The sequence below is a fragment of the Cohnella mopanensis genome (assembly GCF_022352055.1).
GTDB lineage: Bacteria > Bacillota > Bacilli > Paenibacillales > Paenibacillaceae > Cohnella > Cohnella mopanensis.
The window spans coordinates 24529-47969 of sequence record NZ_JAKRWM010000017.1; the positions used below are offsets into that span (position 1 = coordinate 24529).

The following is a 23441-nucleotide window of genomic DNA, read 5'->3' on the forward strand; positions in this document are numbered from 1 at the left end:
CGCATACACTGCGATAGGTGGACAAAGTTGAAGAGGAGAGAGCGGAATGAGTAAAATCGTTGTTCTTAACAAAAAAAAGATTCAGATGTACGCGGTCATCGCAGCTGTTGTCATCGTAGCCGGCGCCTATATCGGTTGGCAGCAATCCAAACCTGCTTTAGCTCCCGCGGCAAGCGATAACGTACAAGTCTTTCATCTAACGACGGGAGAATTCACGGCGACTTCGGACAGCGGCAAGAAGTTGGAAACCTATCTCTTCTATCCCGGTACCGTATTCGTCAAGAAAGGCACTCCCGTCGAGCTGCGCATTTCCGGAATTAACGGCCAATCCCATCCGTTCGTCATTGAGGGATTGAATATTTCCGGGGAAATCCACAAAGGCAAAACGACGGTCGTTCGATTTACTCCTAAAGATGCCGGTACTTACACGATCCTGTGCCAAACCCACGCAGATCCGACAACCGGCGGACCGATGGTCGGGTATCTCGTCGTTCAGTAACGAGTGACCACCCCTTTCTCCTATGCATACGGTATGGGAAGAGAGGTTTGGTGAAGCCTGATGAAGATGTTCCAAGAAAAGCATTCCTCCCCGCTTCCGACTCCGCGAAGCATTCGTAGGGCTTGCGGGAACGAACTTTATCGCACGGTGAAAAGATTAAAGCAGCACATTCCGGCTAATTTAGTTAAACAAGCCGAAGATCTGTACGTGAAACGCGTGATCGGAAACTTAATGTGGATCGCGGAAAACCGAAGCAACCGCAAAGCGTTAGCCGACTGGTGGGACGAGGAAATAAGCGGGGAAATCGCCGAGTTATGGCAGGTGGATCAAGCGAGGCTTATGCATGCGTTCCGGAGTGCCTTCGGCGGTTAATACGCGGATAAAAAAAAGGTTTGGCAAAACGCTGCCCAAACCTTTTTTCCGTTATACAAGCCATCCGGCTTACTGTCCGCTTGTCCCATTAGCCAATGACCGCGAAGGTTTGTACTCCGGCAGGTATTCTACGGGTACGGAATAACGTTCCGTTGCGGGAAAATACTCTGAGCGTATACGATACGTTAGTCAACGTTCTGATGTTGCCGAAACGTACGACGCCGAAACGGTCGAAGTTCGCCGAAGACACTAGAACATTCCCGCGGGAGAGACGGGCGAAGAAGCCAGTCGTATCAAATGGAACTCCGTTATTTTGTACCCAAACGACAGTTAGTCGGTCAAAAGTCTTACCGTGGGTACCCGGGGTATGAGAATTCACTTTCGCGCGTTTGAGAATACGAGACCTAGAAGAATCCCCTTGCAGCGGATTTGGGCGATGAACAGCCATGAAATCACTCCTTTGCTACTTTTCATCATTGTATGTAGCTAGCGAGCACGGCTTCACGGACAACCTCCTATCAACTCGTCCAAATTTCCTCCCAATCCGCGCTTTCGTTTTCCTGAACGAAATACAAAAAAACAGGCCGATTAGAGGCCTGTTGAACAAACGATTCGTTATTAACCGTTAAAGGTACGCTTCTTGCCTAGATCTCGGCGGGACTGGGCATTCTTCTCTACCTGCTGGCGCAATATTAACGCTCTGAGCGGTCTTAGCATTTCCGGCTCCAGCACATGCATCTTGGCCCCGCACAGCGTTGAATCTTCCAGACGCTCGCGCCGAACGATTTCGAGCTCGCAATTAAAACCGAATCCGATATCCACTCTGGCTTTCAGACGGGACTTGGTAGCCATGTGAGGAGCATCCACGCCGGAGAAGCTGATGCCGGAGATGCTAATATCATGCACCGTAAGGGCACTCGATTCCACCGCTAGCTCTTCTCCTGATCCGCTTAAAACTTGAACAATCTGGGCATTTCCGTTGATCTCTACACGTGGATGCTCGCGTCTCTCTTTGAAACGTTTCAGCACTTCCGGGGGTTGAAGCAAAGCAATGGCGCCTTCATATTTAGCGAAAACGATCGAGGGTAAAGATTGGATACCGGCTGGCGAGTAGACCGTCAGCTTCACCGTTTCACCTAGTTCGAATTGTTCGTACTCGTGAAGCTCGACTTCGAACAACTCCCCTTCCACGTATGTCATTACGCCAGTCGTAACAAAATTTTTGCCTTCCACGACGGTTCGGCAATGAAGCAGCACGTTCAACGGAAGCAATTCCTTCTCCAACTCGGACAGCACGACCTTGTTGTCCCCGTTTTGGGTCATTCTCGCCAAACCACCCTTCTATCATCCTATTTATGGATAGAAACAGACTGCCTCCATAGGAAGCAGCCTGTTCGCCTTAAATGTCCTAGGGGGACCTTCGGCAGCCAGGCTGTCATCGTTCGCAAGAACATTAGACCCTATGGCTTTGCGTCCTTGCTTTTCAGCAAGTTTGCCCATTCGTACACATTCAACCTAGGAAGATTGTACCATAATTCGAACAATCGTAACATCTATTTCTCAGTGATCCTATGTATTTATTCCTGTATTATCGTGCCATTACGACACGGTTGCGTCCATCGTTCTTAGCCCGATAGAGAGCGGAGTCCGCACTGGAGAATACCTCTCGCAAATATACTTTCGGATCGTCGAAACCGAGGGCTTCGCTTGATTCAGATAGTACTCCCATGCTTATCGTAACATGGACTTTCTCCGAACCGGTGTCCACCCAATTGTCGCTAACGGCTAACATTATTTTCTCCGCCAACAGCTCTGCTTGCTCACGATTCGTGTGGGGCAAATAAACCGTGAACTCTTCCCCGCCGTACCTGGCCAGAATATCCGTTCTTCTCAGCTTGCTTCGGACGATGTCCGCAGTGCTGCGAATGACTTCATCTCCTACAAGATGACCGTATGTATCGTTAATTTGCTTGAAGTGATCAATATCGAAAAGGAAGATCGCAAAAGGAATTTGATATCTCATATTAAGCAGTACTTCATGCTCAAGCTGTTGCATCAAATATCTACGGTTAAAGCAGCCGGTCAAGCCGTCCGTCACCGCCATCTGCTCCAATTTCTGATTAACCCGGAATAACTCTTCTTGGATCGCGATCAGTTCCAAGTTCCGTTCATGCAAAGCTTCGTTCTTGCGGTTCATCTCGACAACAAGCTTACGCAGCTCCGTGACGTCGTGGAACGTAATAATCCGGCCCAGCAGCGTCTTCCGATCGTCTAACACGGGAGAAATCTGAATGGACACGTGTCGGCCAGCGTTTTCTTGGAGCGAAAATTCCATTTGCATCTTCTCGTAAGGATGATGCAGGTAACGATACAAAAACTCGTAAACTTCACCCTGAGTCTGCAAGGGAGCTAGAAACTTCTCCATTTCGAACGATTCGCCCTTAGACAGCTGAACAAAAGGCGACACCCCTTTATTCACTTCAAGCACTTTGCCGTTCTCATCCACGACGATAATGCCGGTTGTCATGTGCTCGAATATGTCCCGTTGGGCCATGCTTAAAATATCGAACATTCCGAAACGATAAATCGCGATAACAAAACACAAATCCGACATTAAAATACCTAGCGCCAACAAACCTGGAACGACAGGTAACCATTGTGCCAGCAATACGTTAACGAGCACGTCCAGAAGACCAAATCCGGTCAAGACGAACATTCCAATTAAAGCGGTTGCAAGTTGTTTGCTCTGATTGATGGAATTAACCGTTTTCAGGGCATGGAACATGTTCATTAATGCAGTGAAGAAATAAGCGAACTGAATGAGCACGAGCATCCAGAACAACGGACCGTACACACGGTCCAAATAATTGCCACCTACCGGGGACATAAACAAGTGTTCAGGATTCCAAAGAGCGCCGGCCACGCAAAGCCCAGCCGGCAGAATATACAGCACGGTTCTGCTGATCTTAAGCTGTGCTGCCCTTCCCGTTAAGAAAAATACGAAGAGGAGCCAGCCGGGGCCGAGCATTCCCATGGCAACGAATGACATATTGATAAAAAACAATTGGACTCCGAAATAATCGGTTAATTTGACGGCGAATTGCCCGAGCGGCCACAGCATCATAACAAAATGAAAGGCCAAATAAACTTTGTGGGTCTGCGTAATTCTATTAAATGCAATTACGCCTACGAACAAAATAAAGAGCATGACGAATAACGTAAAATCAGTCCACTGGAAACCCAACACATTCACCTTTTCACAAAAGGACTTTATTTTAAAATAGGCTGCTCATGTTTGATTTTACCATATTGCTGATTTTTTCGACAACAACAATCCCTATAAAATCCATTTCTTTATTCAGTTTTTAGAAAATTTAAGAGACTTTATTACTTGTTTTTTGTTACTTTTGACTTATTAAATCCATTCCCTTTTCCATAAATGGGGTGACTGCCATAAAATCCCTAAACTGCTTATATTCCCGTTCCAATTCTACGACATCCGTTTTACCGGACTTCACGGCTCGAATCAATATGTTTTTGGGCGTATGCTCCAAGTCAATGAACTCTAGCAATTGCGTTCGGTATCCTGCCATTTCAAGCAGATTAGCTCGAATCGCATCCGTCACCAAAGCGGAGAATCGCTCTTTGAGAATACCGTGTTTCAGCAGCGGCTTCAGCATCGGCTGGGAGATTTGGCGGAAGAGCTCATGCTGGCAGCAGGGTACGGACAGAATGACGCTGGCTCCCCAACCGATCGCTTTGAGCAATGCGGCATCCGTTGCGGTATCGCAAGCGTGCAGCGTGACAACCATATCTACAGCGGAGTGGTCTTCATAGTCGGATATGTCGCCGACTCTGAAAGTCAAACGTTCCCAATTTAGCTCCTTAGCGAGCTTGGAACAGGTCTCAATGACATCCTGCTTAAGATCTAAACCAATGATGTGAACGTCCAGCTTCTCTTTAATCGCGAGCAGATGATAGAGCGCGAAGGTCAAATACGATTTGCCGCATCCGAAATCCACGATCGTTAACGGCTTGCCGCGAGGCAAATCGGAAATGACGTCGGACACCATCTCAAGGAATCGGTTTATTTGCCTAAACTTATCGTATTTAGCCTTAACGACTCTGCCTTCCGGCGTCATGACTCCTAAAGAGATCAAGAATGGAACAGGCTCCCCCTCCGGCAGCACGTAAGCTTTGCTGCGATTGTGCTCCTGCGGAACGACTGCTCTCTTGACGGACTTTCCTTGCCTAATGAGGGCTAGCTCCCCTTTTTTGTTCGCCAGAATTTGTACGTCCGCATCTTGGGTTTTGAATAACGCTTGCTTATATCGTTCCATTGTCGACTGAAGGTGATCCTTTAATTGCTCGACGGCAACATTCTCATGAAACACCTTATTGTCGATTTGGCGTTCGAATTGATACTGCACTCCCGTCTTCAGTTTGACCGGACGGACAGTCAGCTTTCGCGAAGTTTCATCGTCTTTGCGTCGCGGTGAGCTAAAGGAAGCCTGAACGAGCTTGCCTTCCGTGACGATCTCGTCCAGGAATGCAAGCCATTCCGCCTTATTCGTTTTCTCTTTCATTACACATTCTCCTTCATTAAAGCGCCCCATTGCCTGCGCCCTTCTTCCATTTCACTTCTAGACAGTCCGCCTGTCTCCAGCGCAGCATCGTCGCAGGTTGACATCCTGGCATAAAAAGCGTCTCCGTCTTCCGCGGAAATCGCATCTTCTTCTTGCAGCTCGTATAGCACATCCTCCGCGGCGGCGAACTCTCCGTTGAATTCGTGCCATTGCCACAATGCCGACTTCGTCTTCGAATCCATCTCGTAAGGAGCTAAAACATCCATTAATTCCGTAATGCGCCCTCGAACTTCCCAATCCTCGACTTCCATATCATTTCTGACGAGATATACATTTAACCGGAATGCTTTCGCATATCTCGGCACGCTTTCGTCCGTTTGTCCCAGATCGGACAACAAATCCGCTTCTTGCTGCAGCAATGCCGATACGACCGCTACCGACTCCGCATTCGGACTTCCTGTGACGGACAACATAGATAGCAGGTCCTCGTCCGTTAAGCCCATAGCGAGACGGGAACGCAGCCGAAGCTCTCTGCCCAGAAACTCATCTATAAGATCGAGCGCTTCTTTTTGTTTCTTATGCTCTCTCAGCCCCATCGCCTTGCCTATCACTTGACCCGCTTGGGTAAGCAGCCTGATTAAGTAATCCCGTTCAAACACGCTTATCCCTCCCGATTCCGTTCTAGAAAGGCTTTGATAACTTCCGCGAAAGCCTGCGGTTGTTCCATCATTCCCATGTGGGCAACGCCCTTAAGGGTATGAGCACTAACGTTATCTCTCGTCACCGGAAACCTTTTGTCCGAAGGAATGATTTCGTCGAGTTCCCCCGCCAGCAGCAGGATCGGAGCTGCCAGCCGTTCCAACACGGCGGCTCTATCCGGTCTTTCTCTCATGCCGAGCGCGCAGCCTATTGCGCCTTCCGCCGACGTCCCGTATCCGATACGGAGTGCTTTGGTGAGTTGCTCGGAAAGAGCAGTCCGGTGTTCGGCCGTAAATAGCTTCGGAACAAGTCCATCGACGAACGACTGAATGCCTTCCTTGGCGATCGTCTCCGCCGCTTTGAGCCGATTCTCTTTCGCCTGCTCGCTGTCCGGGAAAGTCGTCGAATGCGCTAAGCTCAGCGTTAATACCCGTTCCGGGTGCTTCTCCGCGAACGCCAACGCCACATAACCGCCCAACGAATGACCGATGAGATGGATTTGCGGCAGATTGAGCTCATCGAGCAAGCCGGCTAAATCTTCCGATAAGCGTTCCATCGAATACGTACCTTCACCGGCCGACGACTCTCCATGCCCGCGCAGATCAGGAGCAATTACCCGGCTATGTTCGGCTAATAAAGGAATAACTTCATCCCAGTAACGGTGACTTCCGCAAAATCCATGCAGGACGACGATAGGCTCGCCCTTCCCTGCTTCTACGTATGCGATTGATGTTCCGGATGCAAGCGTCATCTTATTCATGTCATACACCCCTTCTATCATTTATGTTGCCACTGCTGGCTGATCGCGTTCGCAATGTCATGAGCCATCGTCATAACTCGATATAACGAAGTAGATTGAAGAGTCCAATAAGGCTTTAAGCTGATTGCATTCACAACCGCCGCTATGCTGTATGTTCCGACTGCCTCGAAACCTTTGTTTACCGATTGAGCCGGGATTAAGGGCCCCTGTCTCACCAGGTAAGCTCCTACGTTATCGGGTTTTCCCAGGCACGCGTCTATGGCGACAATCGTCCCCTTTGCCTCCAAAGCAGGTTGGATACGCGGCAGCTTATTCGCATCGCATGGATCTTTAAGCGTGCCAATGACTCCGGTGAAGCCTCGCTCCTCCAATAACGTGCCAACCCAAGGCCCTAAGCTATCTCCAGTGGAGCAATCCGTTCCGATGCATAGGAAGGTTAGCTCTTCCTTGGAGTGTGAAGCGGCTATCCGGCTCAAGAAGGTTTCCAGGCCTGCGGCATCCACGCGCTCCGCGGCCTGATTATGAATATCTATCATTCGAATATCCCCTGTCGACCATCATACGGCTTAATATCTTCAGGTTACCATTCCGCCCCGAGGAATTCCACTTTCCGGTCGTTGATTGTTTTTTGGCGGCTAGCCGCTCTACTGTGTTACAATAACACCATCCCTATTCCCGTAAGAGAGGAAGTTATCCATGGACTTAAACCAACCATCACAACAAAACGTTGAATATATGATCGAGGCGATCAAGACGAAGCTACGTATGGCGACAGGAGCAGCTATGCAAGCCTCGAGCTTCACTGCAGAGAAGTATGAGGATCTTAAAGACATCTACGATATGGTCAATTCCAAAGACAGATTCAGCATAAGCGAAGTTGAAGCATTAGTGTCCGAGCTCGGTAAATTGCGGGCATAAACGATCACCTTGCACGAACACGAGCTGCACCTGCAGCTTGTGTTTTTTTGTGAATTGCTGTTCCTAGCGAATTGATTGCGTTTCCATCGAAAAAAATGATGATTGCCATGAAAAAGGCTAGCTAACTCGTTCTCTTACCGCGCTGATATGATGTTAATCAAATCAAACGCGGGAGGCGAAAAAGATGTTGATTCAAGAGTATGCTGCCCTTAAAATATGGGAAAGCGCGCAACAATTACGCGAGTTGCAATATCCTTCGCGAGCGGACGGCTTAAAAACGGATACTGTTACGGCAAATAGCGGCTTGTGGAGAATCACTCTCCTACTGCTAACAAGATTACCCTAACCTATACTCGGGATCTCGGTTCGTCTAAGGAGCGGTGATACGGCGTGGATTTAATTTACATGAGATCGTTCTTAGAAGTCGCCCGTTGTCAAAGCTTCACGAAAGCAGCGGAAAATCTAGGGTATGTACAGTCAAGCGTCACCGCGCAAATTCAAAAGCTCGAAAATGAATACGGAGTCGTCTTATTCGAGCGATACGGAAGGTCGATTAGGCTAACTTCGGCGGGCGAGCAGCTGCATGATACCTTCGAACGCATTTTGCAAATCTACGATGACTCCAAGAGGCTCATTGCCCGGCAAGCGAAGGGCAATTTGGAAATCGGAACGATCGAATCGTTGATGGCCTTTTATTTACCTCCTTTATTTCACCGCTTTCTGCAAAGCTTCCCTGACATTAATCTGCAAGTTAATCCCCTTGTCGAAGCCGCGATTCTTCAGTCCGTCAGAAACGGCCACTTGGATCTCGGAATCGTGATCGACTTGCCTATCACAGACAATGACTTAGAATCGATCATTATCCGCCAAGAGCCGTTAGTGCTGGTCGCCAAGCCGGAACATCCGCTCGGCTCGACAGATCGCATAGACATTGCGGAACTGGAAGGGCAGTTCCTCATTACGACGGAACAAGGTTGTACTTATCGTGCCGCTTTCGAGAGGCTATTAGGGCAGCATGGGGTTACTTATCATATTCATCATGAGTTCGGAAGCCTGGAAGCCATTAAACAATGCGTGAGCTACGGCTTAGGAATCGCGCTTGTCCCCCACATTGCCGTCATCCGCGAACTGGCCGAACAGCGTCTCGTCACTTTGCCTTTCGTGCACCCGGACATTACTTTCTACACGCAAATCGTGCATCACAAGAAGAAATGGCTAAATCCCGCTATTCGGCATTTAATCGAGCTGCTTACGGAAACGGATGACGTAGCCGTCGCGCCAGGTTCTGTTGCGCTGCAAACGGCCAGATACGGACAATAACCCGCCACGCGGCGACCGCGGGCGGGTTATTGTTTGTCAGTACCGAATTAGACGAGGCCGGATGCTTCAAGGAATAGCCGGAACGCCGCGCGTCCGCTCTCTGTCCCCTTATAAACCCCTGCATCCTGCAATACGGCGTAGAACTTATCTCCGACATCGGCTTGCAACAGCAGTTGAACGGCTGCATCCGAGCCATCCGTACCGTACAAGTCAACGAGCGTCCAAATCCAATCCGCGTGCTTGTTCAACGGATGTTCTGGCGCGGCAATCGCTGCTTCATCGTAAGATGTCCGTCCGGTGAGAATATCCGCAATCTGAGCTAGCTCGACTTCAAGCCTGCCCGGCAAGACCGCTAATCCCATTACTTCAATTAGTCCGATATTTTCTTTCTTAATGTGGTGAAGTTGTTGATGCGGGTGGAAAATGCCTCCCGGATGCTCTTCGCTCGTACGATTATTTCGCAACACCAGATCCAACTCGTATTCCCCGTTATCTTTGAATCTGGCAATCGGCGTAATCGTGTTATGCTCGACCCGTCCGGTTTCCTTCTCGCTGAACGCGATAACTTCTGCATCCGGATCGCTATATCCCCGCCATTGTGCCAGCACATCGGAGGCAACGCCGAGCAATGCCTGACGATTGTTCGAACGCAAGCGAACGACGGACATCGGCCATTGGACGATCCCGAGTTTCACTTCAGCGTCCCGAGAACTGCTTAACCATTCCAGCACAGGCGCCGTCTCCATCGGGAACACGTGCCGCCCCGCCTGGAAATGGTCATGATTGAGGATCGATCCTCCCACGATTGGCAAGTCTGCATTCGAACCGATAAAATAGTGCGGCATCTGCTCGACGAAATCCAATAGCCGACTAAACGTAACCGGCGAAATCTTCATCGGGATATGTTCGCCGCAGAACACGATGCTATGCTCGTTATAGTACACATAAGGCGAATATTGGAAAAACCACGATTCATTCTGCAACGTCAGCGGCAACACCCGCAAATTCTGGCGAGCGGGATGGTCCGGACGTCCGGCATAACCGACATTTTCCTTGCACAGCAAGCACTTCGGATAATTTGACTGCGGCAAGGATTTAAGCAGTGCGATTTCCTTGGGGTCCTTCTCCGGCTTGGATAGATTAACCGTAATCTCCAGCTCTCCGTCCGGCGTACGATGCTTCCAATAGCCGTTCTTCTTAATGCGGTCCATCCGAATATAATTGGAATTGATGTTCAATTGATAGAACCAGTCCGTAGCTCCGGTAATGCCGCGTTGCCCCGTTAGACTTGCGAATTGCCGATTCGTCTCCGAGGGCCTAGGCATGAGCAAGCCCATGATTCTGGCGTCGAACAAATCGCGATAGGTTAGCGTATCGTCCGGCAGCAGCCCTCTAGCGACAGCTGCATCCAACAAAGGTTCCAATAGCGGAACCGGACTATCCGGAAGAGAATTCGGATCGATGGCGCAATCTTCCGCCGGCTCTTTCAGAGTGAATAAGTCCAACAACGCATTGCGTGCCCCTTCAAGATCCGGGAGCTCTATAAGTCCAGTTTGCAGCGAGAATGCGAGAAGTTTCTCAATCGCAATAGCTAGCTCAAAGGGTTGTTCCGTTTCGAACGGGGTTGATGTAAGTTCCTTCAATGCCTTTACCTCCCCTTGCTTCTATTTCTCGTAACCGTTAGGATGCGCGCGATGCCATTCCCACGAACTAGAGACGATATCCTCCAGTTTGTCGCGGCGAGGCGTCCATCCAAGCTCCTTGCGAGCACGTTCCGAGGAAGCGATAAGCACAGCGGGATCTCCCGAGCGGCGCGGCTCGAACTTGGCCGGAATAGGATGTCCCGTTACTTGCCTGGACACGTCAATGACTTGTTTAACAGAGTAACCCGCGCCGCTGCCTAGATTGTAGATAGCGCTCTCCCCGCCTTCGCGAAGCCGATCCAAGGCAAGAATATGGGCATCGGCCAGATCGCTAACGTGGACGTAGTCGCGAATGCACGTGCCGTCTTCCGTCGGATAATCATCCCCGAATACGGAAATATGCTCGCGTTGTCCGAGCGCGACTTGGAGAACAAGCGGAACAAGATGGGTTTCCGGACTATGGTCTTCTCCGATTTGGCCGGACGCGTGCGCACCCGCAGCGTTGAAATACCTCAAAGACACGAATTTGATTCCGTGTGCGATATCGAACCAACGGATCATTTTCTCCATGGCCAGCTTCGTTTCACCGTATGCATTCGTCGGAACGGTGCGGTCGTACTCGTCGATCGGCACTTTTTCCGGTTCTCCATAAGTTGCCGCAGTCGAGGAGAATATGATTCGGGATACGCCGGCCTTCTGCATTTGCTCCAGCAGGCACAGCGTGCCATAAACGTTATTATGATAATATTTGCCCGGATCCTTCATGCTTTCGCCCACGAGGGAATTCGCCGCGAAATGAATAACGCCGTCAATGTCGTTCTCTTGGAATACCCGGGCTAGAAAATCCGCGTCGCGAAGATCCCCTTCGTACAACTTCCCCCCGAGCACTGCATTCTTATGGCCTTGGTACAAATTATCGACGACAACGACCTGTTCGCCTTTTTCCAATAAAGCTGCAACCGCATGTGATCCGATATATCCAGCGCCGCCAGTTACGAGAACCGCCATGATTTACGCCTCCCCTTTGATTTCGCGAACGCCGTCGCCAATATCGCATACGTAGAATGCTGGCTGCAGCCCTATCGCGGTTTCGTATTGGCTACCTACCTCAGTAATGAAGCGTTCCACGGAATCTTGGTGTACGAGAGACACCGTGCAGCCGCCGAATCCAGCACCCGTCATCCGCGAGCCTAGCACTCCCGGTATTGAGCGAGCCGCGGCGACCATCGTATCCAACTCTATCCCCGTCACTTCGTACAGATCGCGCAACGAATCGTGGGAACCGTTCATTAGCTGGCCGAACGCGACCAGATCATCCTTCTTCAACACTTCCATCGAACGTGCGACGCGGTCGATTTCCTCGACAACATGGCGCGCGCGGCGACGAACGATTTCGTCGCTGATCAGATGTTCATTCGCCTGATATTGTTCGAGCGTCAACTGGCCCAGCAACGTAAGTTCAGGGAAAGCTTGTCTTAAATCTTGAACCGCTTGCTCGCATTGGGCACGTCTCTCGTTGTATTTGGAATCTACCAATCCGCGGCGCTTATTCGTATTACCGATAACAAGCTTGTAATCTCCGGAACGGAAAGGCACGAGTTCATATTTCAATGTATCGCAATCTAATAAGATCGCATGATCCTTACGCCCGTTCGCCACCGCGAACTGATCCATGATTCCGCATTTGACCCCGATGAATTCATTTTCCGCATGCTGGGACCATAACGAGATCTGTACCGTGTCCGTAGGCTGCTTCTCTAAAGTAAGCAAGGCGTACGCCGTTACGACTTCAATAGAAGCGGATGAGGATAAGCCCGCTCCGTTCGGGATTTCGCCATGGAACAGGAAGTTGTACCCCCGACTCAGATCAATGCCTCTTTGTTTCAACTCCCAGACGATCCCTTTCGGATAATTCGCCCAGTCATCCTCTTCGGAGAATGCAAGATTATCCAGCGGAATTTCTGTAACCAGAGGAAAATTCGTCGAAGCAAATCCGAGCTTACGATCTTCCCTAGGAGCAACAAGCAAAGTCGTCCCGAACGTTAATGCCGCAGGAAATACCGAACCGCCGTTATAATCCGTATGCTCGCCAATCAGATTGACTCGACCGGGTGCCTGAAATACCGATATGTCGGCCTCGTTGCCGCCGAAATGCTGTACGAATTTCTGTTTCAATTCTGTTAGCTGTGCCATCTGGAATATCAACTCTCCTTGGGAATTCGTTGTTTGGTCTTATTATAACGAAACTTATAGAGTCCACGTAATGGCGTGATATGCTTTCTATATGGAGAAATGTGACTTCTGGGTAATTATGTTGAACGATTTCATGTTATGATTACCGTAATCGGATTCCTATGGAGGCGGGCTAGCCATGAGCAAAAAAACAACCTATCGCGTCGTATCCAATCCCGTTAGCTATACCGCTAGCGAGCTAACGGTCCTGTTCGCGGGGGAAAGCCAGACCGAGCCTCTTCATCGAATCGGGCCTAAAGTCGTCGATTATTATCTCTTGCATCATGTGATATCCGGGAGAGGGACATTCCGTACGGGAGAGTTCAAAGCGGAGCTTGCAGCGGGTGACAGCTTTCTCATTCATCCCGGCCAGCTCTTTCATTATGTGTCTGACGAGGAGGATCCTTGGCGTTATCGATGGGTCGCTTTTGCCGGGCCGCAGTCCGAATCCCTGATCTCGGAAGCAGGTCTCGGGCTAGAGCATCCGATTGTCCATTCCGGCGGGAGTAAAATTCCGGGAGAACGTTGCCGCTCTATCTTCGAGGCCTTCCGCGAACGCGGCAGCTCATCTTCGTTGCTTGCTTCGGGGTATCTGCATTTGCTGTTCGCCAGCCTCCACGAGGCTTCGGCTCAGGAAATGGCATCCCCCTTGCGTCCGGATTCGCATAGCGAAGACTTAGTCGGACAGATTGTCGGTTACTTGTCTACCCAATATGCCGAGCCCGTGACGATTGAAGGGATGGCCGAGACGTTAGGCTATAACCGCGCTTATCTATCCCGTCTGTTCAAACAGCATACGGGTATAGCGCCAGTTACTTTCTTAACGAAGCTGCGAGTCGATCACGGCAGACGTTTGCTGCGAGAGCGTCCGGAATTGACCGTCGAGCAGATCGCCTCGTCGGTCGGATTCCAGGATGCGCTTTACTTCTCCAAGCAATTCCGCCGCTTGCACGGCCAAACGCCGACCGATTATCGTGTTTCCGTAGGCGAATCTTTGAAATCGACTCCCAAATCCTAAAACACGGGCTTCCAATTCCCCGCGATCTCATTGGCGTCGTTCAGAAATTCCGTTGGAAAGATTTGCTCCAACTTGTTTTTCGTCTCTTCCGATATTCCGCCGATTCGTTCCAATACTGCTTTGACAACGTGCGGCCAAGCGATTTCCGTACCGTCCGTTATCGCGATGGACACTCCAAGCTGCTCTTGCCGCAAACCGAACGCGAACACCCCGTGCGCCCCGCTTTTAGCGACGACATTGGGATCGGCCAATAAAATGCTCGCTAACCGATTACGCCCTTCTACCAAGTGAGGATACTTATTCATCGCGCCCGTAATCCGCCGAGCGATCCCGGCTGCCGACTGATCCCCGGCGAAATCCGGACTCGCTAGCCTTCCGTATGCGAATCCAAGCTGCCACAGCGGGATCGACGCAACGGGAAATCCGCATCCATCCTTCCCGACTGTCACTTCATCCGCCTCAGCTTCAACCCACAATTTCAAACGGCGAATGATTTCTTTCTGGGCGGGATGATCCGGATGAATGTAGCCCGTAAGCGGCCAACCCTTGAGCTTACACCAAGCCAGCACCCCAAGATGTTTACCTGCGCAAGTATGAAACAGCTTGCGGGGAGTACCTCCCGTAGCCATCCATTCGTCACGGTCTTTACGTCCGATAGGCAATCCCGGATGGATGGCGAGCAGATCTTCCTCAAGTCCCGTTAGCGCCAGAATCTCTTCTAGAACGGCAATTTGTTCCTTGCTCCCCCTATGGGAAGCTGCCAATATCGCCAAGTGACGCTCCTCGAAGCCATAGGTCTCTGCCGTACCGTCAAGCAATGATGCAATTGCTTGAATAGGCTTAGCCGTTGAACGAACATAAGTAGGGGAGTGAACGTCACCCCACGTATGGACCAGCTCCCCATCCGCGGCCGAAACCACGCTTATCCGTCCTCTATGTACGTTTTCCGTCTGTGCTCCCCTATTCATTACGACCAAAGGAACATCTACCGGCATCGTTATCGTTTCCATATAATTCTGTACTCCCCTTTAGGTTTGAATTTGCTCATGATGACGTTAGCAACTGCTGTAGCGGCTTATACGACCGCATACTCCATTTCGCCGCAAAAATCCAGACGTCGCCGTCTGGATTTCGTTAGTTGCCGAACAATACGATTAGTATACCCCAGTGTCATGCCTTAACCAAAGTGTGCATGTATTCTGCTAATTCCCGGAACCGGAGCCAACTCCGATTTTATGCTCCGCGGCGTTCCTCTCGCGAGTGTTGTCCGTTTCCTCCGAGAAGTTGATCGCGTCCGCAACTAGATAGAGCGGGCGTCCCTTCGCTTCTTCGTACGTCCGTCCGATATATTCCCCGAGCACGCCCAACAACAATAGCGTAATGCCATGGAACAACAGGCTGATCGCGATCATCGATGTCCAGCCCTGGGTAGTCGTGTCCGTGAACAGTCGCTGATACAGCACGAAAAATAAGTAAATGAAGCCGACCGCCGACAAAAAGAAGCCTAGCACGCTTGCAATTTTGAGCGGTTTGGTGGAGAAGGAAGTCATTGCGTCAAGCGACAGCCGGATCATTTTGCGGAGCGGATACTTCGTCTCCCCCGCGAACCGCTCATCTCGCACGTAATCAACGGAAGTCTGCTTAAAACCTGCCCAACTGACCATCCCCCGAATGAAGCGGCTGCGCTCTCTCATGGAAGTTAGCGCGTCGCATACCTTGCGATCCATGAGCCGGAAATCCCCCGTATCCACGGGAATATTGACCGATGTCATCGAACGCAGCAGCCGGTAGAACATCGCCGCGGTCATTTTCTTGAACCAGGATTCGCCTTTACGCTCAATTCGTTTGCCGTACACGACATCGTAGCCTTCGCGCCATTTGGCAACCATATCCGCGATGAGCTCCGGAGGATCCTGCAAATCCGCGTCGATCAAGACGACCGTTCTTCCTCTCGAGTGATCCATTCCGGCCGTGACCGCGATCTGATGTCCGAAATTTCGCGAGAAATCAATTAGTTTTACGGTGTGGTCTGCTGAACAAAACCCTCTGACGATATCCGCTGTTCTATCTCGGCTTCCATCGTTAACGAATACGATCTCGTAGGTTTCGCCAAGCTTATCCAGAACCGTCTTTAACCGGCGGTAAGTCACTTCGATAACCTCTTCCTCGTTGTACATGGGAACGACAACGGAAAGAAAACATGCCTTCTGCACGAGCTTACAGCCTCCCCTTCTAGAAACCCCAGCTAGGCAGCCATCTGATCGCGATGTTCATCCATTCGCGACTTATGGTCATGCCTGTATAGATCGGATAGAACCAAATGAGCAATGCCGCCGATACGCCCACGAAAGCCAACGTTACCCGCCGTCCCTTGTAGCTGCGTTCTTCGAACCAGCGGAGCATCCACACAATAGATAAGATCAGTAGCGGCACCATCGGAAAATAGTGATAAAGGAACGTAATGCTTCTCGGCGCTACCATCCATGGAACATAGAACGATAAATAGGCGACAGCCAGCGTAAGCACGATTCTGTCCCTTCTTCGGAAACCGAGCCACCAGGAAGCAAGCAACGCCAGCAATCCGCCCCACCAGATTAGGGGATTTCCGATTGCCGCGATACTTTGCGCCTCGCCCTTCTCCAGATCCTTGCCTCCGTAGTACCATACCGGTCTAAGCATCAATGGCCAAGTATACCATTTGGAAGCATAAGGATGAGGTTCTTTAACGCCTTTGTGATAATCGTACATGTTTTTCTGGTATTGCCACAAATCCTTATAGCTATCATCCGCTTTGGTCGCTTGAATATACGGTTTGTATGAAGCCGTATACACGCCAACGGGCACAGCGACGAAGAAAATCACGCACGCCATAAGAGTCAAGATCAGCCTCTTGGCGTACTCGAAATCTAAAGCCATTTTCGCTTCCCGCCAGCGGCGGACAAGCGCGAAGACGAGTAAAATCGCTAGACCCGCCCCTCCGTACATATAGTTCCACTTAACGGCAGCTGCCGCTCCGAAGAAAAACCCGCTGAGCGCAAGATAACCTAAGCTTCGCCTGAAGCCTCCGTTACGCCATGCGGTCTCGCCGTATCGGTACATCGCGTAGAACATGATTATCGTAAACGTAACCCCGATAATGTCCACGTTCGAGGAACGCGAATGAACGAGATGAAAGCCCTCGAGCACAAGAAGCAAAGCTGCAAGGAACGCATATCTAGTGCGTTGGAACATTCCCTTGGCAACGGCGTAGAACACGGGAACCATAAGCGTCCCGAATACGCCGGCCATAAATCTCCACCCATAAGGAGTCATGTCGAACATCTTTATGCCGATGGCGAGAATCACTTTGCCTAGCGGTGGATGCGTGTTCTCGTAAGGCTCCATCAATTCAATGAATTCGTAAGCGGTGCGCCCGTGATAAATCTCGTCGAAGTACATTCCGTTCCGGTAATCCGGACGGTATGGCGCGTACTGCTGCTCGTCGAACACTTCAGTGCCGCTGCCTTCCGAAGTTAACGAGTTGTCGCTGGCGGACTGAACGTTCATGACGGTGATCGGAGCAGAAATCCCATTCGTGAAAAATCCCGCTTCGTAAAGCCGATATCCCGTCTTCTCCGTCGTAAACCGCATATACCGCGCTTTAACCGACTTTTCATCAAGCTTCCAGGTAAATACCCGGTTTGTTTTGTGCTCGACTTCTAAGTAGTCTTCCCAAATGTCACCATCTATCGAGGATTCGATCTTCGTTTCGCCCTTCGCTCCCGGACCTTCGTAAAGGTTAATCCGGTCGACCGTCCGCAGCTCTCCGAAATCGACAGTAAAGTTGTCTCCTACCCTGTCCGGCTTCCAGAACGTTTGCGGAGCCGTACGGTTGCCAAGATCCGTAAAGGTCATGATGGCGGATATGATCGTCAATAAAAGTACCAATACAATATCAAGCGGCATCCAGCGCCGATCTTCCCGGTTACGAACGGAATGAGTTCCCCATTGCACCGGACCGGATCTGCTTGTCTCTTTGTAATCCATGTCCGTCCTCACTTTCACCTGTTATCCACATGTTTGCCTGTCCCTATTGTAGTCGAAAGCATAACCCTATGGAAAGAGTGCGTTTCATTTTGCCGGATACGGGTAATTCAGAACATGGACGTATTAAACGATGAGGAGGAATTATCAATGGCAGACACACGCGGAACTATAAAAGGCGCATTAATAGGCGGGGTTATCGGAGCAACGGCGGCACTTCTACTCGCACCCAAATCGGGTCGCGAATTGCGAAGCGATATTCGAGACAAGTATGCTTCCGTTCAAGATCGCACCCAGCGAATGTTGACAGACGCCGGACACAAAACGCAGGAAATCGCCGCGCAAGTCGGACAAACCGCCTCCGGCATCGTGGATAAGACGCGCTCCGCCTTATCCGCAGCCAAGGAGGAAGTCCAAAACTGGAAAGAAGAACAGTCCGAAAGCAAAGACGACAAGAAGCAAAGTCCGCAGATGAACTAGCGTTCTTCTAATCGTAATACGCAACGAGCCGATCGCCGAACAATGATCGACGGCGATCGGCTTAGGTTGATCGTGAAGGGAGAATGCTCACATGAAATCCAAAGAAAAGATGGTCATATCCGGACCAGCATCGAGGCTAAAGGAGTATTTGTCGCAGGCGGGATTCGTCCGCGATTTCATACATCGATCGACATACCGCTTGGAGCTAAGATCGGCGACGGGCGTATTGGTGTTTCAAGTTCCGTTCGAAGAAACCGACGGGGCACTGGCGCTATACGGCGAGACGGCCTTCTTTGACGGGATCTCCGACAGCGATGTGCCGGAAGATATTCAAATCGCCGCATTGGACAGGTGGCAGGCGCTCCGCGCCCGGATCGGCATCGCCCACTCCCAGGTGTACTCACCGGATAGGGGAGATCGTCAGCCTTCCGCGCCAATCCGTTCAAGATCGATACAATCCGCCCTCAACGGCTCTATGGTACAGGATCTGTCCGATATGAAGCGGCTGGGCAAAGATATGGAGAGAATGAAAACCGAGCAACAGCTTAACGAAGACGGGCTCGTTAACGATCCCATTCAATACTGAGCCATCTATATTCACTCATTTGGTACCCTTCCCATTCCTGATCGATAGGAATGGGTTTTTTGGTGACAGAGCCGATATAACTGCGACGCTCCAAAGTAACTCAAATACCTGTGCAGTCCGGTAAATCCTAACTACAGCGCTCCAAAGTAACCAACCAGATGCTCAGTCTCCCCCTCACGCATTGGAACGAAGCGGACCATCCAAGCAGCTCATGCAACGGAGCATGGGTAGGGCTTTGGAATCATCGCGCAAAAATCAAAAAGCCGATGCCCTCTAAGAGGACATCGGCATAGGTAAGCTGATCTTCTAAGTTTTAAGGATTAGAGCGTTCTGATCGAGCATCTCTTTCATCGCTTCAAGAGTAACCATCTTGTCCAACAGTTCCGGAACGGGGATCGATGGCATCCCTTCCTTGAGAAAAGTGGAGCCTTCGAGATGATAGCCGTATTGCTTGATGAGCGTATACATGCTGCAAAACTTATCCGCCGCGTCGATCGCCCGTCCTAGCGAAACATAATCGGCAAGCTTGTTCCCGAAGCTAAGCGGGTTCACGCGGGACCCGATCGTAACATGAAACTCGTCCTCTTTTTCCAATACGAAAATGTCGCTTTCCGAGCATGGGATCCGATATTTGATCGTCATCTTCTCCATCTCCTTTGCGGATGAATACTTCCGTAAGGTTTATTACACCATCCCGGCAAGATTGAAACGGATATCGGAACGAAATTCAAAGTTCTTCCGTTTCTCGAATCATTCCCTTAAGCTTATCGATCGCCCGCTTCTGAATCCGGGAGATGCTCATCTGCGATACGCCGAGTTCGTCCGCGATCGAGCGTTGCGATAGCCCGCTCTCGAAAACTAACCGCAGCACTTGCCGCTCCTCCGGCTTTAACCGCTCCATGGCATCGTTCAAATCGAGTTTCCTCTCGAGTGCCGCGTAATCGTCCGTCGGCGAACCGATCAATTCTCCTAGCACGGACGTGTTTTCCTCATCCGATATCGGCGTATCCAAAGATACGTACTGATATAAATCTCTACCCGCTAAAATTTCGAGCGTTTCTTCCGTATCCAGTCCAAGATGGCCGGCAATTTCGTCGACGTTAGGAGAACGCTCCAGCTTACTCATCAGCTCGTCGATCGCGTGTTGAACGACAAGCCCCTTTTCCTTAATCCTACGGGGCACTTGTATATACCACGACTTGTCTCTTAAGTAATTTTTCATATGGCCGATCATGCTCTTCATGGCGTAGGGCTCGAATGGAATGCCCAATTCGGGATCAAACTGCTTAAGCAGCCTGAAAAGGGACATCTGGCCGACCTGGAACAGATCGTCGAATAGATCCGGTCGGTTGCGCGACATTTTATTGGCGGCCATCCTAACCATTGGCTCATAGTTACGAATCAATTGGTCGGCAAGGTCACTGCATAACGTTCTCTGATACTCGATAAGTATCGTGATTGCGTCGTCGGGCAAACGCGCGGAATGGGAATTCATGCGGTCTCTTCGGATTTCATCCGTTTCTTCGTAAGCGTGACCGCCGTACCGCCGTCATTCTGCACGTCTACCCGGTCCATTAGCGCTTGCATCAAGTAAAGACCCAATCCGCCCGACTGGATTTCGTTAATGGATTTGCCGTGCAAGGAAGGCGTCTCCTTGTTTTCAGAAGCCGTGAAGCTTCTGCCGTAATCCCGCACCGTAATCGCAAGCTCTTCGTCGTAGCTCGCGAACTGTATCTCAATCTTGCCTTCGGCTCCTCCGTAAGCATGAAGAACCGCATTGTTGCAGGCCTCGGATACGGCCACCTTCATATCTTCGATATCTTCGAATGTGAATTTCATTTTGCTCGCGATACCGTATAAAGTTAGCCGAACCAAATCGACGTATTCCGGCAAGGCGGGAACGGTTAATGTTACGATACTTTCTTTAGCCATGGGATTCTCTCCTCATTCCTCTCTCGATTATTATTCCGCTTTCGCCAAATAAGGGGTAATCCCGGTCATGTCGAATAGTTTGCGTATATGGGTTGGAATATGCTCGACATCAAAAGAAGCGTTGCGAGCGTGTCGCGCCTTCACGATAGAGATGAGGATTCCGATCCCCGTGCTATCGATGTATTTCAAATCTTGAAGATTTAACGTTAGCCTCTGGTCCGCTAATTCGATCAACGGCTCCATTGCCGACCGCATCTGCGTGGCAACCTCCAGATCGAACTCTCCTCCCACGAATACGATCATCTGACCTTCCTTGCTTTCCGTACGAAGCGTAAATTTATCCGTCAACATAACGATCTCCCCTCTTCTTCCCGACATGAAGCCTATTGCATTCATTAATTATTGCTCTAATGATGTTATAACCCGATTGCTAACCTATTGAAACATGAAAATAAATGGCCCCCGCATACCCGGTCATTTATTCGGTATGCTAAGTTTCAACCGTCAGCTTTGTTGTTAGGCTGGAACATTGGAGGCGACTTATATGGGTCTACACTTCGGAACGTTATTCTGGCCGGGAACCTTAGCAAAGTCTAACCGCCACCCTTCACTGAAAGGTCCCACCAAAACTCGCGCCGTCATTATTGGAGGAGGCATGTCCGGAGTTACGTGCGGATATACTTTGGCCAAAAGCGGCATCGACGCCATATTGATCGAACAACGATTGATTGCTTCCGGAAGCACTTCCGCGAATACGGGACTCCTTCAATTCAGTAACGATACGATGCTGAGCGAGTTCGCCGAACAGATCGGGGAACAAACCGCAGTTCGATTCTACCGCGCATGCAAACACTCTGCCGAGAAATTATGCGATATCGCGGACGGCTTGCGGAGCGAAACGGACTTTAAGCGACGCAGCAGCCTCTATTACGCTTCTAAGCCTGAAGACGTTTCAGTGTTAATGAAGGAATACGATATGCTCCACCGAAACGGATTCGATGCGGAATGGTGGGATGAAACGCGCATTGCCGAGCATTTTCCCTTTCGCCGGGCAGCGGCCATCGTCACTCACGGAGACGGAGAAGTCAATCCTTATTTGTTCGTTCATGCTTTAGCCGATGAGGCCGTTCGGAATGGGTTGAGAATATACGAGAATACGGCCCTGTTATCCGTAGAATCCCGCTCCGGAGGTTACCGGGTCATGACGGGCGACGGAGTGATCGATGCGGAACATATCGTATACGCGGTAGGTTATACGCCCGAGCTTGCTGGAGGGCGATGGGTTCAGGCGACGATCAATCGTTCTTACGCGATCGTTACCGATCCTGTACAATCGTTGTCCGCCTGGCACGAACGCTTCTTATTGTGGGAAACCGCGCGGCCGTACTTGTATATGAGAACGACGACCGACGATCGAATCGTTGTCGGAGGGTTGGATGAGAACGTCCGCCAGCCGGTATTGTCCGAACGGGAGTTAAGGAACCATTCGATGAGACTGCTCTCCGAACTTCATAAGCTGTTCCCGGAATTAAACGCACACATCCGTTATGAATGGTGCGCCTCATTCGGCGAGTCCGCGGACGGTCTTCCTTGGCTAGGCGAAGACCCCGATCGGCCAGGGCAATATTATTGCTTGGGTTACGGGGGCAACGGCACCATCTATAGCCTGCTCGGCGCGGAAATCATCCGGGATCGGCTGCTTGGCTTCGATAATCCGATTGCTTCTATTGTACGTCCCGATCGTTCGGCCAAACCGACGCCGCATCAATAAACAAATCAAGGGCTGTCCCCTAGGCCTTGTAAGACCTTAATGGACAGCCCCTTGATTAGCTAATTAATGGATCACGTTAGCTCCCGCTTCGTTAAGCAAGGAAGCGACGTTTCCTTCTATGTCCGTCTCGGCAAGCAGCACGTAATGTCCTAAATTGATCGCTTGCGCGCAGCGTTTCGCGGCTTCGTCCGGCACTCCGATGTTATACAGCGCTTCTTCGCTGCCAAACTCATCCTCGGAACCGTATCCGGCAACCAATACGACGCCGGTCGGTCCGGACGCCGTCATATTACCAACGGGGAAGCCGAGCGGGGCAGATGCCAGAACCCATGCATCGTCATCCTCGACTCTGTCGTTCCCGCGTACTTCCCGAAGCTCATCCAGCGCTTCGAGCCGAACATTGCCGTCATCGGCTAGCAGCGGAGCGCTTTCCCTGTTTTTCACGGCTACCCGAATCCCGTCATTATCCGCACCGGCTTCGCGCAACTGCCGGATCGCTTTCAATACCTTCGTTTCCTGCTCGAATAGTCCGATTACCATCGACATGAGAATACCTCCTATCACGAATAGCCTTATAGGCCCATGTAATAGCTATACCCTGA

At 50.6% G+C, this 23441-nt stretch carries 27 protein-coding genes and 1 riboswitch; of the genes, 9 read left to right on the forward strand and 18 right to left on the reverse strand.

The window, feature by feature from the left end; all coding sequences use genetic code 11:
- The first annotated feature begins 46 nt into the window (after positions 1-46).
- Entirely contained in the window at positions 47-499 is a 453-nt protein-coding gene (locus L3D05_RS21650; RefSeq protein WP_239618468.1) for a cupredoxin domain-containing protein, read from the forward strand.
- 60 nt (positions 500-559) lie between these two features.
- The gene (locus tag L3D05_RS21655; protein ID WP_239618469.1) at positions 560-871 is read left to right on the forward strand and encodes a dehydrogenase; all 312 of its coding nucleotides are present in this window, start codon (positions 560-562) and stop codon (positions 869-871) included.
- A gap of 88 nt (positions 872-959) precedes the next feature.
- Here L3D05_RS21655 and L3D05_RS21660 read toward each other — a convergent pair whose 3' ends face one another.
- The 7 genes from L3D05_RS21660 to yyaC form a co-directional block, all read right to left on the reverse strand.
- Positions 960-1319 (reverse strand): hypothetical protein, encoded by a 360-nt coding sequence (locus L3D05_RS21660; protein ID WP_239618471.1) that lies wholly within the window; start codon positions 1317-1319, stop codon positions 960-962.
- A 170-nt stretch (positions 1320-1489) separates the two neighbouring features.
- Entirely contained in the window at positions 1490-2194 is a 705-nt protein-coding gene (locus L3D05_RS21665) for a PilZ domain-containing protein (protein WP_239618472.1), read from the reverse strand.
- 96 nt (positions 2195-2290) lie between these two features.
- A riboswitch (cyclic di-GMP riboswitch) is annotated at positions 2291-2378 on the reverse strand.
- 81 nt (positions 2379-2459) lie between these two features.
- Positions 2460-4115, reverse strand: a complete 1656-nt coding sequence (locus L3D05_RS21670; RefSeq protein ID WP_239618473.1) for a histidine kinase N-terminal 7TM domain-containing diguanylate cyclase — start codon at positions 4113-4115, stop codon at positions 2460-2462.
- Positions 4116-4272: 157 nt separating this feature from the next.
- Positions 4273-5457 (reverse strand): class I SAM-dependent methyltransferase, encoded by a 1185-nt coding sequence (locus L3D05_RS21675; RefSeq protein ID WP_239618474.1) that lies wholly within the window; start codon positions 5455-5457, stop codon positions 4273-4275.
- Positions 5457-6116 carry a DUF6483 family protein gene (locus tag L3D05_RS21680; RefSeq protein WP_239618475.1) on the reverse strand — a complete coding sequence of 220 codons (660 nt, stop codon included), beginning with the start codon at positions 6114-6116 and terminating at the stop codon, positions 5457-5459. Before L3D05_RS21680 ends, L3D05_RS21675 begins: the two co-directional genes overlap by 1 nt.
- Positions 6117-6118: 2 nt before the next feature.
- Entirely contained in the window at positions 6119-6916 is a 798-nt protein-coding gene (locus L3D05_RS21685) for an alpha/beta fold hydrolase (RefSeq protein WP_239618476.1), read from the reverse strand.
- Between the two features lie 17 nt (positions 6917-6933).
- Positions 6934-7452 carry a spore protease YyaC gene (gene yyaC, locus L3D05_RS21690; RefSeq protein WP_239618477.1) on the reverse strand — a complete coding sequence of 173 codons (519 nt, stop codon included), beginning with the start codon at positions 7450-7452 and terminating at the stop codon, positions 6934-6936.
- 160 nt (positions 7453-7612) lie between these two features.
- Here yyaC and L3D05_RS21695 point away from each other — a divergent pair, with 160 nt between their 5' ends.
- From L3D05_RS21695 to L3D05_RS21705, 3 genes are all read left to right on the forward strand, one after another.
- Positions 7613-7834 carry a DUF1128 domain-containing protein gene (locus L3D05_RS21695; protein ID WP_239618478.1) on the forward strand — a complete coding sequence of 74 codons (222 nt, stop codon included), beginning with the start codon at positions 7613-7615 and terminating at the stop codon, positions 7832-7834.
- Positions 7835-8018: 184 nt separating this feature from the next.
- Positions 8019-8180: a hypothetical protein gene (locus L3D05_RS21700; protein ID WP_239618479.1), complete on the forward strand. Its 162-nt coding sequence runs from the start codon at positions 8019-8021 to the stop codon at positions 8178-8180.
- A gap of 44 nt (positions 8181-8224) precedes the next feature.
- Entirely contained in the window at positions 8225-9154 is a 930-nt protein-coding gene (locus L3D05_RS21705) for a LysR family transcriptional regulator (RefSeq protein ID WP_239618480.1), read from the forward strand.
- Positions 9155-9201: 47 nt separating this feature from the next.
- Here the strand turns inward: L3D05_RS21705 and L3D05_RS21710 are convergent, their stop codons facing one another.
- The 3 genes from L3D05_RS21710 to L3D05_RS21720 are packed head-to-tail and all read right to left on the reverse strand — an operon-like array spanning position 9202 to position 12990.
- Positions 9202-10797, reverse strand: coding sequence for a UDP-glucose--hexose-1-phosphate uridylyltransferase (locus L3D05_RS21710; protein WP_239618481.1), 1596 nt, complete (start codon positions 10795-10797; stop codon positions 9202-9204).
- Between the two features lie 21 nt (positions 10798-10818).
- A complete protein-coding gene (galE, locus tag L3D05_RS21715; protein WP_239618482.1) occupies positions 10819-11805 on the reverse strand; it encodes a UDP-glucose 4-epimerase GalE in 987 nt (328 codons plus the stop codon).
- A gap of 3 nt (positions 11806-11808) precedes the next feature.
- Positions 11809-12990 carry a galactokinase gene (locus tag L3D05_RS21720; RefSeq protein ID WP_239618483.1) on the reverse strand — a complete coding sequence of 394 codons (1182 nt, stop codon included), beginning with the start codon at positions 12988-12990 and terminating at the stop codon, positions 11809-11811.
- 178 nt (positions 12991-13168) lie between these two features.
- On the opposite strand from L3D05_RS21720, the gene L3D05_RS21725 reads away from it, so the two are divergent.
- Positions 13169-14047, forward strand: coding sequence for an AraC family transcriptional regulator (locus L3D05_RS21725; RefSeq protein WP_239618484.1), 879 nt, complete (start codon positions 13169-13171; stop codon positions 14045-14047).
- On the opposite strand, the gene L3D05_RS21730 is transcribed toward L3D05_RS21725, so the two are convergent.
- The 3 genes from L3D05_RS21730 to L3D05_RS21740 all read right to left on the reverse strand — a co-directional run bounded on the left by L3D05_RS21730 (position 14044) and on the right by L3D05_RS21740 (position 18073).
- Positions 14044-15057: an asparaginase gene (locus L3D05_RS21730; protein ID WP_239618485.1), complete on the reverse strand. Its 1014-nt coding sequence runs from the start codon at positions 15055-15057 to the stop codon at positions 14044-14046. The two genes, L3D05_RS21725 and L3D05_RS21730, sit on opposite strands and share 4 nt — an antisense overlap.
- Positions 15058-15249: 192 nt before the next feature.
- Positions 15250-16260, reverse strand: coding sequence for a glycosyltransferase (locus tag L3D05_RS21735; RefSeq protein WP_239618486.1), 1011 nt, complete (start codon positions 16258-16260; stop codon positions 15250-15252).
- A 19-nt stretch (positions 16261-16279) separates the two neighbouring features.
- On the reverse strand, positions 16280-18073 hold the full coding sequence (locus L3D05_RS21740; RefSeq protein ID WP_239618487.1) for a glycosyltransferase family 39 protein: 1794 nt from the start codon (positions 18071-18073) through the stop codon (positions 16280-16282).
- Between the two features lie 147 nt (positions 18074-18220).
- On the opposite strand from L3D05_RS21740, the gene L3D05_RS21745 reads away from it, so the two are divergent.
- Positions 18221-18550, forward strand: a complete 330-nt coding sequence (locus tag L3D05_RS21745; protein WP_239618488.1) for a YtxH domain-containing protein — start codon at positions 18221-18223, stop codon at positions 18548-18550.
- Positions 18551-18641: 91 nt separating this feature from the next.
- Positions 18642-19136 (forward strand): hypothetical protein, encoded by a 495-nt coding sequence (locus L3D05_RS21750; protein WP_239618489.1) that lies wholly within the window; start codon positions 18642-18644, stop codon positions 19134-19136.
- Between the two features lie 306 nt (positions 19137-19442).
- Here the strand turns inward: L3D05_RS21750 and L3D05_RS21755 are convergent, their stop codons facing one another.
- The 4 genes from L3D05_RS21755 to L3D05_RS21770 form a co-directional block, all read right to left on the reverse strand.
- On the reverse strand, positions 19443-19778 hold the full coding sequence (locus L3D05_RS21755; protein WP_239618490.1) for a hypothetical protein: 336 nt from the start codon (positions 19776-19778) through the stop codon (positions 19443-19445).
- An 85-nt stretch (positions 19779-19863) separates the two neighbouring features.
- Positions 19864-20631, reverse strand: coding sequence for a sigma-70 family RNA polymerase sigma factor (locus tag L3D05_RS21760; protein ID WP_239618491.1), 768 nt, complete (start codon positions 20629-20631; stop codon positions 19864-19866).
- Positions 20628-21068: an anti-sigma B factor RsbW gene (rsbW, locus tag L3D05_RS21765; protein WP_239618492.1), complete on the reverse strand. Its 441-nt coding sequence runs from the start codon at positions 21066-21068 to the stop codon at positions 20628-20630. Before rsbW ends, L3D05_RS21760 begins: the two co-directional genes overlap by 4 nt.
- Before the next feature lie 30 nt (positions 21069-21098).
- Positions 21099-21419, reverse strand: a complete 321-nt coding sequence (locus L3D05_RS21770; protein ID WP_239618493.1) for an STAS domain-containing protein — start codon at positions 21417-21419, stop codon at positions 21099-21101.
- A 193-nt stretch (positions 21420-21612) separates the two neighbouring features.
- On the opposite strand from L3D05_RS21770, the gene L3D05_RS21775 reads away from it, so the two are divergent.
- Positions 21613-22839, forward strand: coding sequence for an NAD(P)/FAD-dependent oxidoreductase (locus L3D05_RS21775; protein ID WP_239618494.1), 1227 nt, complete (start codon positions 21613-21615; stop codon positions 22837-22839).
- A 63-nt stretch (positions 22840-22902) separates the two neighbouring features.
- On the opposite strand, the gene L3D05_RS21780 is transcribed toward L3D05_RS21775, so the two are convergent.
- Positions 22903-23385 carry a general stress protein gene (locus L3D05_RS21780; RefSeq protein ID WP_239618495.1) on the reverse strand — a complete coding sequence of 161 codons (483 nt, stop codon included), beginning with the start codon at positions 23383-23385 and terminating at the stop codon, positions 22903-22905.
- Between the last annotated feature and the right edge of the window lie 56 nt (positions 23386-23441).

What these genes read in the sequence shown, in the direction of transcription:
- L3D05_RS21650 (WP_239618468.1), top strand. Translation starts at nt 47, where the DNA reads ATGAGTAAAATCGTTGTTCTTAACAAAAAAAAGATTCAGATGTACGCG.
- L3D05_RS21655 (WP_239618469.1), top strand. Translation starts at nt 560, where the DNA reads ATGAAGATGTTCCAAGAAAAGCATTCCTCCCCGCTTCCGACTCCGCGA.
- L3D05_RS21660 (WP_239618471.1), bottom strand. Translation starts at nt 1,319, where the DNA reads ATGGCTGTTCATCGCCCAAATCCGCTGCAAGGGGATTCTTCTAGGTCT.
- L3D05_RS21665 (WP_239618472.1), bottom strand. Translation starts at nt 2,194, where the DNA reads ATGACCCAAAACGGGGACAACAAGGTCGTGCTGTCCGAGTTGGAGAAG.
- L3D05_RS21675 (WP_239618474.1), bottom strand. Translation starts at nt 5,457, where the DNA reads ATGAAAGAGAAAACGAATAAGGCGGAATGGCTTGCATTCCTGGACGAG.
- L3D05_RS21685 (WP_239618476.1), bottom strand. Translation starts at nt 6,916, where the DNA reads ATGAATAAGATGACGCTTGCATCCGGAACATCAATCGCATACGTAGAA.
- yyaC (WP_239618477.1), bottom strand. Translation starts at nt 7,452, where the DNA reads ATGATAGATATTCATAATCAGGCCGCGGAGCGCGTGGATGCCGCAGGC.
- L3D05_RS21695 (WP_239618478.1), top strand. Translation starts at nt 7,613, where the DNA reads ATGGACTTAAACCAACCATCACAACAAAACGTTGAATATATGATCGAG.
- L3D05_RS21700 (WP_239618479.1), top strand. Translation starts at nt 8,019, where the DNA reads ATGTTGATTCAAGAGTATGCTGCCCTTAAAATATGGGAAAGCGCGCAA.
- galE (WP_239618482.1), bottom strand. Translation starts at nt 11,805, where the DNA reads ATGGCGGTTCTCGTAACTGGCGGCGCTGGATATATCGGATCACATGCG.
- L3D05_RS21720 (WP_239618483.1), bottom strand. Translation starts at nt 12,990, where the DNA reads ATGGCACAGCTAACAGAATTGAAACAGAAATTCGTACAGCATTTCGGC.
- L3D05_RS21725 (WP_239618484.1), top strand. Translation starts at nt 13,169, where the DNA reads ATGAGCAAAAAAACAACCTATCGCGTCGTATCCAATCCCGTTAGCTAT.
- L3D05_RS21730 (WP_239618485.1), bottom strand. Translation starts at nt 15,057, where the DNA reads ATGGAAACGATAACGATGCCGGTAGATGTTCCTTTGGTCGTAATGAAT.
- L3D05_RS21740 (WP_239618487.1), bottom strand. Translation starts at nt 18,073, where the DNA reads ATGGATTACAAAGAGACAAGCAGATCCGGTCCGGTGCAATGGGGAACT.
- L3D05_RS21745 (WP_239618488.1), top strand. Translation starts at nt 18,221, where the DNA reads ATGGCAGACACACGCGGAACTATAAAAGGCGCATTAATAGGCGGGGTT.
- L3D05_RS21750 (WP_239618489.1), top strand. Translation starts at nt 18,642, where the DNA reads ATGAAATCCAAAGAAAAGATGGTCATATCCGGACCAGCATCGAGGCTA.
- L3D05_RS21755 (WP_239618490.1), bottom strand. Translation starts at nt 19,778, where the DNA reads ATGACGATCAAATATCGGATCCCATGCTCGGAAAGCGACATTTTCGTA.
- L3D05_RS21760 (WP_239618491.1), bottom strand. Translation starts at nt 20,631, where the DNA reads ATGAATTCCCATTCCGCGCGTTTGCCCGACGACGCAATCACGATACTT.
- rsbW (WP_239618492.1), bottom strand. Translation starts at nt 21,068, where the DNA reads ATGGCTAAAGAAAGTATCGTAACATTAACCGTTCCCGCCTTGCCGGAA.
- L3D05_RS21770 (WP_239618493.1), bottom strand. Translation starts at nt 21,419, where the DNA reads ATGTTGACGGATAAATTTACGCTTCGTACGGAAAGCAAGGAAGGTCAG.
- L3D05_RS21775 (WP_239618494.1), top strand. Translation starts at nt 21,613, where the DNA reads ATGGGTCTACACTTCGGAACGTTATTCTGGCCGGGAACCTTAGCAAAG.
- L3D05_RS21780 (WP_239618495.1), bottom strand. Translation starts at nt 23,385, where the DNA reads ATGTCGATGGTAATCGGACTATTCGAGCAGGAAACGAAGGTATTGAAA.